At 40.9% G+C, this 16,328-nt stretch carries 14 protein-coding genes and 2 pseudogenes; 6 read left to right on the top strand and 10 right to left on the bottom strand.

Annotated elements, in window-relative coordinates; all coding sequences use genetic code 11:
• Positions 1 to 14 precede the first annotated feature (14 nt).
• From rfaE2 to IPI59_06490, 5 genes and pseudogenes are all read right to left on the bottom strand, one after another.
• Positions 15 to 536, bottom strand: coding sequence for a D-glycero-beta-D-manno-heptose 1-phosphate adenylyltransferase (gene rfaE2, locus IPI59_06510; GenBank protein ID MBK7527194.1), 522 nt, complete (start codon positions 534 to 536; stop codon positions 15 to 17).
• A 38-nt stretch (positions 537 to 574) separates the two neighbouring features.
• Positions 575 to 1,612: a flippase-like domain-containing protein gene (locus tag IPI59_06505; protein MBK7527193.1), complete on the bottom strand. Its 1,038-nt coding sequence runs from the start codon at positions 1,610 to 1,612 to the stop codon at positions 575 to 577.
• Positions 1,593 to 1,994: an aspartate 1-decarboxylase gene (locus tag IPI59_06500; protein MBK7527192.1), complete on the bottom strand. Its 402-nt coding sequence runs from the start codon at positions 1,992 to 1,994 to the stop codon at positions 1,593 to 1,595. The genes IPI59_06505 and IPI59_06500 overlap by 20 nt, the downstream gene beginning before the upstream one ends.
• Positions 1,995 to 2,099: 105 nt before the next feature.
• Positions 2,100 to 2,865: pseudogene (locus IPI59_06495) on the bottom strand (IS5 family transposase).
• A 152-nt stretch (positions 2,866 to 3,017) separates the two neighbouring features.
• Positions 3,018 to 3,791 carry a cyclase family protein gene (locus IPI59_06490; protein MBK7527191.1) on the bottom strand — a complete coding sequence of 258 codons (774 nt, stop codon included), beginning with the start codon at positions 3,789 to 3,791 and terminating at the stop codon, positions 3,018 to 3,020.
• A gap of 265 nt (positions 3,792 to 4,056) precedes the next feature.
• Between IPI59_06490 and IPI59_06485 the strand changes: the two genes are divergently transcribed.
• Positions 4,057 to 4,425 (top strand): PadR family transcriptional regulator, encoded by a 369-nt coding sequence (locus tag IPI59_06485; protein ID MBK7527190.1) that lies wholly within the window; start codon positions 4,057 to 4,059, stop codon positions 4,423 to 4,425.
• Positions 4,426 to 4,558: 133 nt separating this feature from the next.
• On the top strand, positions 4,559 to 6,949 hold the full coding sequence (locus tag IPI59_06480) for a DUF2807 domain-containing protein (GenBank protein MBK7527189.1): 2,391 nt from the start codon (positions 4,559 to 4,561) through the stop codon (positions 6,947 to 6,949).
• A gap of 187 nt (positions 6,950 to 7,136) precedes the next feature.
• Here the strand turns inward: IPI59_06480 and IPI59_06475 are convergent, their stop codons facing one another.
• From IPI59_06475 to IPI59_06455, 5 genes are all read right to left on the bottom strand, one after another.
• Positions 7,137 to 7,928, bottom strand: coding sequence for an SDR family oxidoreductase (locus tag IPI59_06475; GenBank protein ID MBK7527188.1), 792 nt, complete (start codon positions 7,926 to 7,928; stop codon positions 7,137 to 7,139).
• A 68-nt stretch (positions 7,929 to 7,996) separates the two neighbouring features.
• A complete protein-coding gene (gene queG, locus IPI59_06470) occupies positions 7,997 to 8,953 on the bottom strand; it encodes a tRNA epoxyqueuosine(34) reductase QueG (GenBank protein MBK7527187.1) in 957 nt (318 codons plus the stop codon).
• Positions 8,954 to 9,278: 325 nt separating this feature from the next.
• Positions 9,279 to 9,848, bottom strand: coding sequence for a 50S ribosomal protein L25 (locus IPI59_06465; GenBank protein ID MBK7527186.1), 570 nt, complete (start codon positions 9,846 to 9,848; stop codon positions 9,279 to 9,281).
• Positions 9,849 to 9,919: 71 nt separating this feature from the next.
• Positions 9,920 to 10,849 (bottom strand): ribose-phosphate pyrophosphokinase, encoded by a 930-nt coding sequence (locus tag IPI59_06460; GenBank protein MBK7527185.1) that lies wholly within the window; start codon positions 10,847 to 10,849, stop codon positions 9,920 to 9,922.
• Positions 10,850 to 10,998: 149 nt separating this feature from the next.
• Entirely contained in the window at positions 10,999 to 12,021 is a 1,023-nt protein-coding gene (locus tag IPI59_06455) for an SPASM domain-containing protein (GenBank protein ID MBK7527184.1), read from the bottom strand.
• Positions 12,022 to 12,388: 367 nt separating this feature from the next.
• Here IPI59_06455 and IPI59_06450 point away from each other — a divergent pair, with 367 nt between their 5' ends.
• From IPI59_06450 to IPI59_06435, 4 genes and pseudogenes are all read left to right on the top strand, one after another.
• Positions 12,389 to 13,195: a DUF4292 domain-containing protein gene (locus IPI59_06450; protein ID MBK7527183.1), complete on the top strand. Its 807-nt coding sequence runs from the start codon at positions 12,389 to 12,391 to the stop codon at positions 13,193 to 13,195.
• 75 nt (positions 13,196 to 13,270) lie between these two features.
• On the top strand, positions 13,271 to 14,368 hold the full coding sequence (locus tag IPI59_06445) for an Mrp/NBP35 family ATP-binding protein (protein ID MBK7527182.1): 1,098 nt from the start codon (positions 13,271 to 13,273) through the stop codon (positions 14,366 to 14,368).
• A gap of 693 nt (positions 14,369 to 15,061) precedes the next feature.
• Complete coding sequence (locus tag IPI59_06440; protein ID MBK7527181.1) at positions 15,062 to 15,586, top strand: helix-turn-helix transcriptional regulator; 525 nt, start codon at positions 15,062 to 15,064, stop codon at positions 15,584 to 15,586.
• Between the two features lie 83 nt (positions 15,587 to 15,669).
• Positions 15,670 to 16,300, top strand: a pseudogene (locus tag IPI59_06435) (cation transporter).
• Positions 16,301 to 16,328: the final 28 nt, after the last annotated feature.

The raw sequence follows: 16,328 nt of genomic DNA, 5'->3' as shown, positions 1-16,328 counted from the left end.
TTAATTTGCTTAGCTTAGCTTATAAGTTTGGTGGTTGAGTGGCCATCTAAAAAAGGTATTACCGTTACCTGCCCGCCGTTGTTTTTAACTATATCGGCTCCAACAATAGAATCCGGATGATAATCGCCGCCTTTTGTCAATACATCGGGTTGAATTAACTTTATTAGCTCGTAAGGGGTGTCTTCATCAAACAATACCACCATATTAACATAAAACAACGAGGCCAATATTTGCGCCCGGGCTTGTTGGCTTTGAAGCGGTCGTTTGGGGCCTTTTAAGCGCTGTACCGAGGCATCGGTATTGAGGCCAACAATAACAAAATCGGCTAAATTGGCGGTTTGGGCTAAACAATGGATATGCCCTTGATGCAGCAAATCGAAGCAACCATTGGTAAAGGCAATGGTATTACTTTTAAAACGAAGTATATTAAGTGTCCGGCTAAGGGTTTGATATTGGTCGGTAGTTATAATTTTATCATTAATACGATTTTCCGTATTTCTGGGTGGAATTACAATGGTTGTTTCGGCGTTTAGCATTATTATAAGATATAAAAATAATATAAAAAATATGTATTTTAATTGTTAGTTGTTGCCGTTGTGTTTGCCTTGTTTTGTTTATTAATAATTGGCAGCCCTACCAGGCCAATAAAGCCCAAAAATACTGATAAAAACGTTTGTGCGCTCCAAAGCAGCCAGCTAAAACCGTATGCTAAAGTTTGTTCGAGGCCGTAAAGCACCAATAATCCGGAAACAAGAAGTTGGTAGGCGCCAATTCCGCCCTGTGTTGCAATCATGCCATAACTTCCTACAATTAATACGGCAAAAGCAGCTCCCCAGCTTAAGGTGTCGGTAAAACTTGTTACCTTAAAGCAGGCCATTATTGCTAAGTAATAGCCTACCCAAATTAAGATAGAAGAAACCCAAAACAATAAAGGTCGTTGTACTTTTTGTACGGCTACCACTCCTTTGATAAAACTTAATGCCAACGATTTTAATTTATTGTAAACAGCAAATTGTTGTAGGCGGCGTTTCATAAACCAAGCCAAACCTATTATTAATGCAATTGCCAACAATAATATAAAGGTGCCCCAGCCTGTTTGGGTTAGGTTAGCAAACTTGGCTTCAATTGGGGCTATAATTTTTTGATGTGCATACACGCCAATTGTATCGGCCTGCCAAAAGAACATTAATACAGTGAACAAAAATAAAAGAATTACATCAATTACCCGCTCGGCCACAACAGTACCCAAGGCAATAGACATAGGTATTTTATCGTATTTATTAACTACGCCGCACCTACTTACCTCGCCCAAGCGCGGAAATGCCAAATTAATAAGATAGTTAATCAATACGGCAGCCGTTGTGTTTACAATACCAGGGTAATGCTTGTAGGATGCTTTTATTAAGTGTTGCCAGCGCACTGCCCTTAGCCAATGGCTAAACAAGATGCAAACAAAAGCAGCCGCCAACCATGCGTAATTGCCGTTAGCAAAGGCTTGGCGTATATTTTGCCAGTCAGAGGCCGTAAAATTGCGCACCGACCAGTAAACCAACAACAAACCAAGCCCTAAAAACAGCACATACTGCAGGGCTTTATACAACAATTTCTTCAAAACTCCAGTTTTTTTCGTGGGTTATTGACAGGTCAACAGGGCGGTTGTTTTCATCAACAAATACTACTTTGCCGCCGGGATAGGTTTTGGCTTCTTCAATATTAATATAGCCATAGCCAATAATAATTACAATATCGCCAACGGCTACTTTGCGGGCAGCGGCACCGTTTAGGCAAATTACCCCCGAATCGCGCTCGCCTTTAATTACGTAGGTTTCTAAACGCTCGCCATTATTGCAGTTTACTATTTGAACCCGTTCGTGTTCAAAAAGTCCGGCGGCATCCATTAAAGTGGCATCAATGGTAATACTGCCTATATAGTTAAGTTCGGCCTCGGTTACACGAGCGCGGTGTATTTTCGATTTAAAAACTTGTATTTGCATAGTTGATTTAAATAATAGTGCGCAAAGTTACCTTAAAACTTTGGTATCCTGCCGAAAAAAAATTTGCTCGTATATTGCTGTTGCAAATAAGAGCCTGTCTAAATTTTATTTTCTAATTCTATTAAGCATCAATTTTATCATGGCAAGTTGGATCATTGTCTGGCTCGTTTCGGTTTGGAACTCAAAGTCTTTACTCAATCTTCGATAGCTTTCGAGCCATGCAAAAGTTCTTTCAACAATCCATCTTTTGGCCATACTTCGAATTTCGCGGCTGTATTCGATCTACTTACAACCTCAACCACCCACCCAAACGTTTTGCGGGTATTTTCAATTAACTCGCCTCTATACCCGCCATCAGCTACTATCTTTACCAATCTGCAAAACCTGCCTCTGAGGTCAGCTATAACCATTGGGGCTGATTTACTGTCATGCTCATTTGCCGCATGAACCACAACCGCTAAAAGTAGTCCCATTGTATCTACAATAATATGCCGCTTTCTGCCTTTAACTTTTTACCCCGTCAATCCCTCTGCACAAGCCTCCGACGCTTGTTGTCTTTACGCTCTGGCTATCAATTATACCAACACTTGGCGATGAAGCCCTGCCTGCTTGCTTTCGAGTCTTATCCCTGAGTATTTCATGGATGAGTTCTATCGTCCCATCCTTCTTCCACTTGGTAAAATAGTAGTAAACAAGCTTCCATGACGGAAAATGGAACGGCAGCATGCGCCATTGACAGCCAGCTTTTAAGCAAATAGAACAGCGCATTAAAAATTTCTCTTAAACTGTGTTTTCGTTTCCGTTTGTCGTCTAAAATGCCTAATATTGCACTCCATTGACTATCGGTGAGACTGCTTGGGTAGGTTTTCATTTTACTTTATGTGTTTGATTTTCATAAAGCTATGAATTATTATTTAAACGTCAAACTGATAGTCTTTTATTCACATCTCTTTTAATAACTTTTTTCCTATCAATTTTTAGGACTGGCATGCCAATTTTTAATTTTTAGACAGTCTCTAAATATTACGCTAAGGCGTATAAAACAGGTTTTGAGGGGCTTGCATCAAGCTCGAGCGAGGTAATTTGAAATTGCAGTAAATACTGCCCATCTTTTATTTGGTTGGGCACATATATAAGTTCGGTAATGGTACATTGGGTTCGTATAGGGCCGTGTGGATATTGCCAAAATGCTTTATGTGCCAATAGCAAACCTTCGTCTTGTTCGCGGTCAACCGAGGGCAGGTCAATTAATAAATGTTGTACCCCTTTGCTTACTAACCACGAAACAGCCTGGTGGTGTATATACGGCGGATTAGTGCCTGAGTAATTTTGCGTTAATTTGGTGGTTGGGTTGGGCATGGTGCGCAATACTAAGGCAGGCAGCAGGTTGTTCGTTTCATCCGGATTTAGTACTGCGGCAAGTGTATCTAAAGTAATAATGCGGTCGCCGTTGGTTTGCAAGGTGGGGTAAACGGTGGCAAGTTCGGCAAAAAACAGGTAATTAGTAAGGCATTGTGGTAAATAATAAGGTTGGGTGGCAATATGGCCAACACACTCGGTATGGGTGCCGTTGCCATGCGGGTTTAGGCTTACGTTTTTAAAATTAACCAAGCCGCCTTTTGTTGTATCGCCAATAAAATTGCCACTGCGAACGGGTTCAATTTGTACAGCCGGAGCCCAAAAGCAGTTTGCATTTTGGTCTCCGGCGCGCAGGGGCATACTAATATCAATAGGGGCGTTAAATTGCACCGCTACCGTTTGTTCGGGTTTTTGTGGGTGGGTAAAATGGCCAATCATTGGGCAAAGATAAATCTTCTTTTTTTATGTTGCTGTTACAGTTTTGTTTGTTATTGTATTTAATGAAGTGTAAGTCGGTAGATGAAAAACACATAAAATAAGGCATTTTACAGGGCAAAAGATAAAATTTTTACTTTTTTTTGAAAAAAATTAAACTTTCCGGAACTTTTTATCTCCGGATTATATTACCTTTGCGCAACAAGTACCATGCAACACAAGGTACTATTTTAAAGACGATAGCTTTTATCAACTATAACCGTAAATAATGGAATTAAGTATTGACAAAGTAAAAACCCAAATGCGGCGCGGTATTTTAGAGTTTTGTGTGCTAAACATTATAGCGCGCGGCGAAATGTACCCATCGGATATTATAACCGAAATGAAAGCCGCCAACCTGTTAATGGTTGAGGGCACTCTTTACCCGCTGCTAAACCGCTTAAAAACCGACGGTATGCTAACTTACCGCTGGGAAGAGTCGAAAACGGGGCCACCGCGCAAATATTATTCGCTAACCAACGAAGGCGATGCCTTTTTGGCCGAATTGCGCAAAACCTGGAACGAATTGGTTCATGCAGTCCGAACAATTGAAAAACCGCCAACTACACAAGTAAGCTATGCTTTTCCGGATGTTTAAGCACACATCCTATCTCTCAATTTTCATCCGGATAAACGCTGCTGATTAACCAATCCTATTTTTTGCTGCTAAAAAACTATCTCAATTTAATTGTTTTTCTTACTCCACCCATTAAAATTAACAATAAACAACTATGCATAAAACTTTAAGTATAAACCTTGGCGGTTTGTTTTTTCATATAGCCGAAGATGCTTTTGAGCAACTCGATGCGTATTTTACCTCGCTGCACCGCTATTTCGATGATAATAACGGCAATGAAATTGTTACCGATATTGAGGCACGTGTAGCCGAAATGTTTACCGATACCCTGCAAAGCCAACGCCGGCAGGTTATTATGGCCGACGATGTTAAAAAAGTAATAGCCGTTATGGGGCATCCCGAAGAATTGGCCTCAGACAATTTAAATACCGTTGCCGATACCACCACTCCAAATATACCAAACACCGGCAGCCAAAATACTTCGGCAGCATCCGAAAGCTCTGCTAACAATAGCAATGACACTGCCAACCCAAATTACAAAACAACAAATAACAACGAACAAACTGAGCAGCAACAAGCCACAAGCAGTTTTGCCTCGCGCCGCTTGTACCGCAACCCCGACGATACTATTGTAGGAGGTGTTTGCTCGGGTATTGCCGCCTACGCCGGCATTAGCGACCCGCTTTGGATTCGATTGGCTTTTGTGGCAGCCTCTGTGTTAGGCGGCATGTCGTTTATGTTTTATATATTATTAATGGTTATTATTCCCAAAGCCAAAACCCCTGCACAAAAATTAGCCATGCGAGGCAAGCCCATTAATGTGTCGAGCATTGAGCAAGCCTTTAAACAGGGCGTAAATACCTTAAACAACGCCATTGACGAATTTAATGAGGGCGAAACCGGCCAGCGTACCCGCCAGTTTTTCCACAACTTTAGAGCGCAAGCCCAAGCCAAAGCAAAAAATATTAACTACGAGCGCGGTATTAGGCTGTTTGCCAAAATTATAGCCATAATTATTGTTGGCAGTATTTTATTAGGCTTGGTGTCGGCGTTTGTAGGGGTGTTAAGTGCTCTTGCCTACTCGTTTAGCTTTTTAAATAATTTTGTTTTTGATTCGTTTGCGCAGCTTGTTATTAGCAGTATTAGCTTGTTGGCCGTTTTTGGAATTCCGGTTTTATTGGTAGGATATTTAATATTTAAACGCTCGTTTAGGGTCAGAAGCCGTTATCACTGGGGGCGCATAATGGTGGGTATTTGGCTGCTTAGCTTGCTAAGTTTATTAGTTACCGGCGGCAATACTTACCGAACCGAGTTTGCCCATAAAGCTAATTTTAACGATGCTTTACCAATAACAAAAATGGCGAACAACCAAACCTTAGCCCTGCAACTACAACCCGACGACCGCAATATGAATGCGCTAATGGATTGGGAGTTTGGTCCAAGCAATGGCCTTGTAAGTTTTGATACCGAAAACAAGGCACTTTATTTTACTTTTCCGGATATAAGTATCAAAAAAAGCGATAATGCCGAGCTTAGTTTTAGCAAAGCAGTATCGGCACAAGGCGGTACTACCAACGAAGCCGCTGAAAACGCACAAAGTATTATTCCTATGTTTAGTCAAACCGACTCAGTGCTTTCGTTTAAACCTTATTACCAAACGGCGCCTGGCCAAAAATGGCGCAACCAAACCATGACCTATGTTTTAAATATTCCGGTAGGGCAACAAATATTTATAGACAAAAATTTAGCCGATTATATTTGGGATATTGATTTGGCACCCGGATATCGTCATCGCCAATTATCCGGAAATATTTGGAAAATGACCCCAAACGGTTTGGCTTTACTATCCGGAGATAAAACAAATGGCAATGAAAATTCAGCCTCGGCAGGTAATATCCCCAATATAGAGGCAATAAACTTGTCGGCCTTTGGCCCCGAAAAAGCTTATGATTTTGCCAATTTTGATTTGATAGACGTTTCGGGAAACTTAGAAATTGTAGTACTTAACAGCGAAGAATATAGCGTAAAATTTGCCGGAAACGAAAGCGATTTAGAAAAGTTAGATATTACACAAGATGGATCTGGTTTAAAAATTAACTGGGGAGGCGAGCCTAAAATTAAAGGGGTAATTACCCTACCCTTGCTCGATGAGATACATTTGGCAAATAAGGTTAACTGCCAGCTTAGTGGCTTTGAAAACAATAATTTTAGCCTTCATGCGTCAACCGGTAGCACCTGCGAAGCAAATTTAACAACAAGCAGTTTTGAGGTTGCCTTATCGGGTGGCTCAACTTTAAATTTACAAGGGCAGGGCAATCAAATGAGCGTAGAGTTGTCGGGGTCATCAAAAATAAATGCTGCTAATTTTAAGGTAGAAGATACGGAAATTACCGCCTCGGGCGATAGCTATGCCGAGCTAAACACAACAAACAGTATTACCGCCTCGGCATCGGGGTCGAGCACTATTTACTACCTTGGAGACCCCAAACAAATTGAAAAAAATACAAGCGGCAGCAGTGTTATTGACGACAAACAAAAAAACTAACAAACTAACAAATAGAAAACAAACAAACTATTCTATTATATGGTGCAACCATTTTACCAATTATAAAATAAAAAAGATATTCACTTTTTGAATAAGGTTTATCTGTGCTTGTTGTTGCCCCGGAGTTGCTGCCTCCGGGGTTTTTATTTAATTCGTTTTCAAAAATAAGTTTATCTTAATTTGTTAGCTATAACGATTTTGTTCGGCCCCCATCAACGGGTAATACTATGCCGTTTATATAGCCAGCCGCCGGGCTACCTAAAAAAGCTACTGCTGCGGCAATTTCGTGCGGGGCGGCAAAACGCCCTGCGGGTACAACACTTCGCATAAAATTTTCCATTTCGGCAGTAGTGGTTTGTTTTTTTTGGGCATTGGTATTGATAATTTGTTGCAGGCGGTCGGTTTCGGTAAAACCCGGAAGCACCGTATTTACGGTTATGCCCCAGGCTGCCACCTCGCCGGCTAAGGTTTTAGCCCAGGCTGCTACCGCCCAGCGGGTTGTATTTGATACGCCCAAGCCTTCAATTGGCTCTTTTACCGATGTAGAAGTGATATTGACAATACGGCCATAATTGGCTAATTTCATACCGGGCAATACCGTTTGTACTAATAAATGGTTGCAAATAAGGTGCATAGCCATGGCCGCCTCAAACTCGGTGTAATTGGCTTGGTGGATAGGCCCGCCTTTAGGGCCGCCCGTATTATTTATTAACAGATGGTAAACAATTTGATGGCTTGCCATATAAGTAGCAACTTTTTGTTGTAATGCCTCGGGCTGTGAAAAATCGCCTACAATATATTGGTGTTTTTGATTAAACGGCGTTGGCAATTCGGCACAAGTGGCTTGCAAGGCAGATTCGTTGCGGGCTAAAAGGGTAACAGTAGCACCCAGCAAGGCCAACTCAATGGCAGTGGCTTTGCCAATTCCTTGTGTGCTGCCGCCAACTAAGGCGTTTTTGTCTTGTAAGCTTAAATTCATATCGTTGTTAGGTTGTAAAATTAGTATATATTATTAAACATTATAAATTAGGAGTTAGAAATTAGGAGTTATTCTTTAGAGGCTTTGTTGTTAGTGTTTAAAAATGCAATATTTCGTTTTAATCCGGAAAATTTGGTGCGCTTTACTGCCGATTTTTTAAACAATTGGCCAAAAACAGTTTCGGTTAGTTCTACCCATTCCTGTTTGGTAAGCTGCAATAAGTCGGGGTTAGGGTTAAAGGCCGGCTCGTTGTGCGGGGTGGCAAAGCGGTTCCATGGGCAAACCATTTGACAAACATCGCAGCCAAACATCCAGTTGTCCATTTTGCCGGCAAACTCGGCAGGTATGGCATCGCGCAGTTCAATGGTTAGGTACGATATGCAAGCACTGGCATTTAATACTTTGTTGGGTAAAATGGCCTGTGTAGGGCAGGCATCGATACAGCGGGTGCAAGTGCCGCAATAGTTTTTAACGGGCGCATCGGCAATTAGGTCGAGGTCGGTAATAAGTTCGGCTAAAAAAAAATACGAGCCAGCTTGTTTGTTAATTAACAAGCCATGTTTGCCCACCCAGCCTGTGCCGCTAAGTGCAGCCCAGGCCCGCTCTAAAACGGGTGCCGAGTCAACAAACACGCGGCCATTAATTGGGCCAATTTGTTGGGTCAGGGTTTGTAACAGCTGTCGAAGCTTATTTTTAATAACATCGTGGTAGTCGTGGCCATAAGCATATTGGGCTAATTTGGGTGCATCGGGCTGGGTTTGTTGCTGGGGGTTATGGTAATTGTACAATAAACTTACCACCGATTTTGCCCCTTCTACCAAGCGGCGGGGGTCTAAGCGTTCTTCAAAATAGTTTTCTAAATAGCCCATTTTGCCTTGAAAGCCCGCATTTAGCCATGCCTCTAAATGGTCGGCCTCTTCGGTTAAGCGCCGCGCTTTTGCTATACCAACGTGAGTAAAACCCAAGCGATGGGCTTCGGCTTTTACAAGTTGGGTATTGGTTTCGGCAAAACGATTAGTAGTCATTGATGGATGGCAAACAGCGCAATTTTGAAACAAGGCTACAAATGTATAGAACTTTTGCTTTAATATCCACCTGAAGGGCTAAACAGACTCAATACGATACAAAGCAAATTCCGGAAAAATTACTATTTGAAAAGGATATACATAAAAAAGTTTTACCCTATAAAACTTGCTAATTTCACAGGGTAAAATATAAAAAACATCTATGTATTTAAATATCATACAAAACGCATCAACAGGGTTTTGCCCGATATATTAATTGTTGGTTCAATTTCGTTTTATTGAAATAGTACAAGTATCCAACGAAACGCAGTTTAAAACAAGCAATCTATTTTCCGCCCTGTTGTTGGCGTAAGGCGCGGGTTACCTCAACCGAGCAAACCGGGGTAGCACCCTCAACAACGGCACTAACGCCATCAAGCGCAATGTCGCGCACCCGTATTGATTTGCCAACCTCTAAATTAGTAACATCAATTACAATTTCGTCAACCAATTTTTCAGGAACGGCGCGAACTTTCAAACGGCGCATTTTGTGCAATAACCTACCACCGGCGCGTACACCTTGGGCGGTTCCGGTTAGGCGAACGGGTAACTCTACCATTACAGATTGGCCGGCAACCAATTCCTGAAAATCAATATGCAAAACAGCATCTGTTACCGGATGAAACTGAATGGCCTTAATAATTGCTTCGTGGGTAGCACCGTCAATATTAAGCATTACTTTGTGGAAGTGCGGGGTGTAAATAAGGTGGCGCAAACTTTCGTTGGTAACTTGCAAATGCTTTAGTTCTTTGCCCCCGTATAAAACACAAGGCACCATATCGTTATTTTTAACAGCACGAGCGCCTTTTTTACCAAAATCAGAGCGAACCTGCGCAGCTAAATCAAAGGTTCTCATAATAATTATTATTTCGTTTAAGTTATTAATTTAGTGAATTAAATAAATGTTTTTGACCAATTTGCGGTCATTTATACAAACAACGAACTAATAGAACGGTGTTCAAAAATACGTTTTATAGCGGTTGCAAACAGTTGCGAAACCGAAAGTTCTTTTATTTTCTCAACATTTTGTGTTAGTGGTATGGTATTACAAACCACTAATTCGCTTAAACACGACTCCTGTACCCGCTCGTAAGCTTTACCCGACAAAACGGGGTGCGTACACATAGCCCTTACACTGTTTGCCCCTCTGTCCATAATTATTTGCGCTGCATTTACCAAAGTGCCTGCTGTATCAACTATATCATCAATCAAAACTACGTCTCGGCCTTTTACATCGCCAATCAGGGTCATTTCGGCTATTTCGTTGGCTTTTTTGCGGTATTTATCGCAAATTACCATATCGCATAATAAATGTTTGGCATAAAAGCGGGCGCGTTTTACGCTTCCAACATCGGGCGATGCAATAAGCAGGTTTTCTAATTCTAATTCTTTTATATACGGTATAAAAACCGCCGAGCTATCTAAATGGTCAACTGGTATATCAAAAAAACCTTGCACTTGTGGGGCGTGCAGGTCAAGGGTTATAATTCTGTTTATACCCGATGCAACTAATAAATTAGCCACTAATTTTGCCGATATTGGCACACGCGGCTTGTCTTTGCGGTCTTGCCGGGCATAGCCAAAATACGGAACAACAGCGGTAATATACTGAGCCGAGGCGCGCCTTGCGGCATCGGTCAGCAGCAACAATTCCATTAAGTTATCGGCGGGGGCAAATGTACTTTGAATAAAAAATACAAAGTCGCCACGCACCGATTCTTGTAATTCCGGTTGTATTTCGCCATCGCTAAAACGGTGGATAATCGTTTTAATTAAAGGCATGTCGTGGATTTGGGCTATCTCTTCGGCCAAGTATTGTGAGGCCGAGCCGCCAAAAAGCCGGATATTGGATGTCATAATTGCTTCCGGATATAAATTTGGGCTGCAAAGGTAATAAATTTTGTTCTTATTATTGCTTTTTCCGGATGTTTTTTTTATTTCATCTGCTATCTGCCTGCTAATTTAAGCAAACTGTTGCCCTTGCTGGTGCTAATTCATTTATTTTTTCAAGCCCAAACTTTGGTGCCTTCCGAGCAGTTTGCGCAAATATCTATCTCGGAGCGCGATTTTAAAATGGCTTTCCGGAAATTTTGATAGGCTGCCCCCTGCCAAATTTGGGTAAAACTTTGTTGTTTTAGGTCGCCAAGTTGGTGTTGTGCATCTTTATCAAAACAGCAGGGCACTATGCGACCATCCCAAGTTATAACGCACGAGTGCCATAGTTTCCAGCATTGGTTTAACATACTGTTTTTTATTTGCCAGGTGCCGTTGGGCTTTTGCGCGTAACGGGCATAAATATCAATAGTGGGAATAAGCGGATTGCCATTTTGATAGTCGTAAACCTGAGCGGTTTTAAGTTTTACCTCATCAATTCCTATTTCGCGGGCTAAGGTATATAGCTCGTTTATTTGGTGCTGGTTGGGGCGCACCACCAAAAACTGAAAAACCAAATGCGGTGTTTTGCTTTTTAGCTGTTTTTTCCATTTTACCATATTTTTGGCTCCGTCAATTACCTTGCTTAATTGCCCGCCAACTCGGTAGGCCTCGTAGGTCGCCTGGGTAGTGCCATCTACAGAAATAATGAGCCTATCTAAGCCTGCTTCAACGGTACGGCGGGCGTTGTTGTCGGTTAGGTAGTGGGCGTTTGTTGAGGTTACGGTGTAAATTTTATGTTTGGCGGCATGGGCTACCATGTCTAAAAAATTAGGGTTTAAATAAGGCTCGCCCTGAAAATAAAAGTACAGGTACAATAAACTTGGGTGAAGCTCGGAAATGGTTTTGCTAAAAAAATCGGTGCTTAACATGCCCGTTGGGCGGGTAAACGCACGCAACCCACTTGGACACTCGGGGCAGCGCAAATTGCAAAAAGTAGTTGGCTCAAACGAAATAGTTACAGGCAGCCCCCATTGAATTGGCTTCTGGGTATAGCGCGCCAAATAAAAAGACAGCAGCACTTTAAAGGCATTGAAGAAGCGGCGGGGTGTTAGTTTCGAGGCAAAATTCCAAATATCGTTCCAATAAAACTTCATTGCACAAAGGTAAAGATATAATGTTTAAATAAAAGCACAACCATAGTGGCAGGTTTGCCGTTGGCCTGAGTTTGTTTTACTACCTTTGCCGACTAATTTTTTAGTTTATAATTTAGCAGGCAGTAAATCAACTAATTAGCCGCAAAATTTGTTTGTTTTTTGTTTGATAAATTGCTGACCGAGGCATAAATGATAAACAGGTATTTGTTGTTTTAAAAGAACTATTTCCTCTCCGGATGAATATTTTTTAATTCCGGATAAATAAAAAATTCACTCCACCCAATTTTTCTTAATTTATGATTTTTTGATGGAAAAGAAAAGCCATAATTTCCCTTTTTTGTTTCAACAACGACAACAATTTGTTTGTTTGTTTTTTTTAAGTATTTTTATTTTGGTTTTATCCGGAGGCTGCCGCAACAAAAACCACGCACCCACCTCCGGAAACGGTTTACCCACGCCTAAAGCACCAACATCTGTACAAAAAGCGCTTGATTTATTGCAAGCTCAAACACTTAATCCAGATTGGTTTAGCGCAAAAGCACATATTACAGCCAACGGTAGCCAGTTTAATCAAAGTTTTAACGCCGATATTCGTTTGCGCACCGACTCGGCGCTATGGGTTTCTATAACCGCACCCATTATTGGCATTGAGGTAGTTAGGGCATTAATAACCCCCGACAGTGCGCGGGTGCTTGACCGCTTTAATAAAAACTACCATGTTTACCCTTTAACCGAACTGCGCCATTTTACCGGCTACGACCTTCAATTTGCCGATTTTCAGAATGTTTTACTTGGCAACCCGCTAATAATGCCCCAAGCTGCAAATACCGACCTTCAAAAAACCGATACCTTAATTTGGTTAAACAGCAGTAATAATGGCAACAACGAGTGGCAATACAAGTACGGGCTTAAAGCGCCGCATTATGGCCTGGCTACGGCGCAATTACAAAACCAACGCATACGGCAAGCTTTAACTATTTTACTAACCAATTTTACAAACTTAGCTGGCAAACCTTTTGCCCAAAACCGGCAAATAACCTTAAACCCTAACCACCCCGACCAATTTTATGCCAGCGTACAATATACCAATAACAGTATTGCCATTAACCAGGCATTGCCAATGCCCTTTGAAGTGACTAAAAAATATACTAAAAACAAAGATGGCTTTAAATAAACACAAGAAAAAGCAACTACGGACTTGCTTTTTATTATATTTGTAAAAATTGTTAAATTAAAAATACTATTTTCCATGTCTTTTACTACTACCGACGTACTAAATGCCCTCCGATATGTTGACGACCCCGACCTGAAAAAGGATTTGGTAACCCTTAATATGGTAGATAATATAAAGGTAAACGGCAAAAAAGTGAGCTTTAGGCTAATACTGACCACGCCTGCCTGCCCACTTAAAGACCAAATTAAAAATGCCTGTATTGTAGCCATTAAACATTTGGTTGATAAAGAGGCCGAAGTAGAGGTTGATATTACCTCGCAAGTAACCACAAATCGCGCCGGCGGTCAGCAAGTTTTGTCCGGAATTAAAAATATTATTGCCGTAGCCGCCGGAAAAGGAGGCGTTGGCAAAAGCACAGTAGCAGTAAATTTGGCTGTTGGTTTAGCACAAACCGGCGCATCGGTAGGCTTAATTGATGCCGATATTTTTGGTCCCTCTGTACCTATTATGTTTGGCTTGCAAGGCTACCGCCCTCAGTTAAATGCCGAAGGGTTAGATGGTAAGCCTAAAATAATTCCAGCCGAAAAATACGGCGTAAAAACTTTATCTATAGGCTTTTTAGCCGACGAAGGGCAGGCAGTTGTTTGGCGTGGCCCTATGGCATCGTCGGCCTTACGGCAGTTTATTACCGATGCCGACTGGGGCGAGCTTGATTACCTGATTATTGATTTACCCCCCGGCACCAGCGATGTGCACTTAACCTTAGTGCAAACCGTACCTGTTACGAGTGCCGTAATTGTTACCACCCCGCAAGCAGTGGCAATGGCCGATGTAGTAAAAGCGATTGGCATGTTTAATATGCCACAAATTAAGGTGCCTATTTTGGGTATTGTCGAAAACATGGCCTATTTTACCCCATCGGATGCGCCAGATAAAAAGTATTATATTTTTGGCCACGAGGGCGGAGGGCAAAAATTAGCCGACCAGTTTGACCTGCCTTTGCTGGGGCAACTACCTATACTTGAGCCTGTTTGTGCCGGAGGCGATGCAGGTAAACCCGCCATATTACAAGGCGGCTCATTAGCCGATACCTTAATGGATATAGTTTATACAACCGCCCGTTATATAGCCATTCAAAACGCGGCAACCTATAACAAAACTGCCCAACTGTAATAGGCAAAACTGGTTGTAGGTTTTACTTGCTTTTTTAAGCAATACTGACGGCAATTTACCCGGCAGGGCTACGAATTAACGCACTTACCAATTTAAAAATCGAGGTTTATACACCTATAACCACCAAAGGATTTGACCAAATAAAAAATCCATTGGATAATTTGGGTATTTAGCAATTAAGGTTTAGTTTTGCCTTTAGTTTAAAAAAATCCGGATATTATCAATATTGATTTAACCAAAGTTCAATTCAGCAAAAAAGTATAAATTATTGTTTTGGAGCATTAAAAACCATCCGGATATAGCGGAAATAAACGCAAGTTTTGAACTAAATAAACGCAAACTTGCGTTTATACAAATGTTATAGCCAATGGTAAGACGACCGTGCAAACATCAAACAGAGGACTAAAAACAAGGAAAAAGTAAACCATTTTGACAGGTGACCAAAGACATAGAAACGATTTTACAAACGGACAACGAGTAAGCCGACACTCATTGCCGACCCTATGTTTTTTATTTTTTCCCCCACCGCACTTTTTTAAAAACAATTTTAGCCAGCCGCACAAGTGGCACATTTGGTTTTGCCCCGACACACAAAGCCGACCCTTCGCAAAACCAAAAGAGCCACTTTTTTGCCAACGCACGACATAAACATTAACGTATGAAAATTTATATCAAAAATATGGTTTGCAATCGTTGCATAATGGTAGTCAAAATGAATTGGAGAAACTAGGTTTTCAAACTTTGAATATTAGTTTAGGCGAAGTTGAACTCAAAAACGACTTGACTGAAACTGAAAAAACTAACCTTGACAATCATCTCAAAACGTTTGGATTTGAATTGATTGATGACAAAAAAAGTCGTCTAATCGGACAAATTAAATCATACATTATTGAAATTATACATCAAAATAACAGCGAATTAAAATCCAATTTATCTGACTATTTGAGCAGTAAGCTTCATCACGATTATACGTATCTGTCAAATTTATTTTCCGAAGTAGAAGGAACGACTATTGAAAAATATTTCATTGCTCAAAAAATTGAAAAAGTGAAAGAATTATTGGTTTATGACGAATTATCATTAAGCGAAATAGCTGACCAAATGAATTATTCGAGCGTTGGATATTTGAGCAATCAGTTTAAAAAAGTCACAGGACTTACCCCTACTCACTTTAAGAATATCAAGGAAATAAAGCGCAAACCACTAGACGAAGTGTAAATGTTACAAATACAATCCAAAATCAGGTAACGGGTAAGAACTGTAATGTTGCCACCTTTGCCTTGTAATTAAATAAAAAAGGTATGGCAACAAATAATAATGAATTTAGGATACCACTTGAAGGCGTTGACAGCGAACACTGTGCCTTGATTGTGGACAATGGTATTGCTAAACTCAAAGGTATTGAATCACACAGAGTTGAACTCAACAATAAGGAAGCAATCATTGAAACTCAAAATCAAGAAACAGTTTCAGAAGCTGTAAAAACTATTCGAGATTTAGGTTATGGAGTAACAACCGTAAAGAAATCATTCCCTGTATTACAAATGACGTGTGCTTCTTGTGCGGTTAGTGTAGAGAGTATGCTTAAATCTCAGGCGGGTGTGGTGAATGCAAGTGTGAATTACGCAAATGCTAAGGTCTTGGTTGAATTCATTCCGAGTTTGGTTAAAGTTGAAAGTTTGAAAAAAGCTGTTCAAAGCGTTGGTTACGATATATTGATTGAAGATACTGCTTCAAGCGATGACACCGTAGAGCAGATACAGAAAGAAAAATTCAGCAAACTCAAAAAGAAAACGTATTGGGCTTTGGCATTGTCCGTTCCTGTAGTAGTTATCGGAATGTTTTTTATGGATATGCCCTTTGCCAATGAAATAATGTGGGTTTTAAGTAGCCCAGTTTTATTTTGGTTAGGTAGAGATTTACATCAATGCGTGAAACGCCTAGCATCGTTCTGCCAATA

The sequence above is a fragment of the Sphingobacteriales bacterium genome (genome assembly GCA_016706405.1).
Lineage (GTDB): Bacteria > Bacteroidota > Bacteroidia > Chitinophagales > UBA2359 > BJ6.
The sequence above is the reverse complement of the archived record's forward strand: the minus strand, read 5'-3'. Positions and strand labels throughout refer to the sequence as shown.